Below are 779 nucleotides of genomic sequence, written 5' to 3'. Positions count from 1 at the left end.
CCCACCAGGTGCAAGGTGCGCTGCGCTTCGTCCAGCTCCCACTGGCTGCGGGCACTGAACAGCATCCACTTCGTTTTTACCGTGCCGTTGGGCAGAAACACCAAACGCGCCGATGCAAAGGCGGCGCGCAGGCCGCTGGTGCGTTGCAGTAATTTCGCCGCCTGCAGGGTGTCCGTTTCCCGCACATGGGCAATGTAATTGTCGGTCACCGCAATCACTGAGCCGGGGTCGATTTTCCACTCCCGAAGCAACAGCGTGCGGAGGCGCTCGTAGGTGACCGACACCTCCCCGATCTGGTACGCGACTTCCGCCAGCCCGACGGGTGGGCCCAGCTGGCTGAGCGGTACCGTGCGGGCCTCATAGCCCAGGTGCGAGATGCGAAGCGGGGCATCGGGCGCCGCGCCGGACACGGGCAAGCGAAAGCGGCCGTCTTCGTCGGTGCGGGTACCTGCGGGCTGTCCTTCGAGGCGGACGGTGGCATCGGGCACCGGGGCGCCAGTGGTCTGGGACACGACGCGGCCGGCCGCGGTTTGGCCCTGGGCGGCCAGGGGCAAGAGGGCGAGCAGGCACGCCAGAAGACGGTTGAGCATAGAGAAGGGTGAGCCGGACTGGGCGACCCCGCCGGCCCGCCGCATTAAGACGTCTAGCCGGCGTTTTGCCCAGGCCCACTGGTTTTTTTGGGAAAGGTAGGTACTGCGCCCCCGGAACAACAACTGGAGGAGCAAGCCATCTGCTCAACGCTTGCGGGGCCGGAGCAGGGTTTACTGAAACGGTCCGAA

Annotated in this window: 1 protein-coding gene; it reads right to left on the bottom strand. The window is 66.1% G+C overall.

Features of this window, described 5'->3' with window-relative positions:
* A partial coding sequence (locus HW556_RS18395) for a carboxypeptidase regulatory-like domain-containing protein (RefSeq protein WP_176901570.1) occupies window positions 1–512 on the bottom strand: 512 nt, incomplete at its 3' end.
* Window positions 513–779 lie beyond the last annotated feature (267 nt).

Source organism: Hymenobacter terrestris, from assembly GCF_013377905.1.
Lineage (GTDB): Bacteria > Bacteroidota > Bacteroidia > Cytophagales > Hymenobacteraceae > Hymenobacter > Hymenobacter terrestris.
This window is presented reverse-complemented; position numbering and strand designations above follow the sequence as displayed.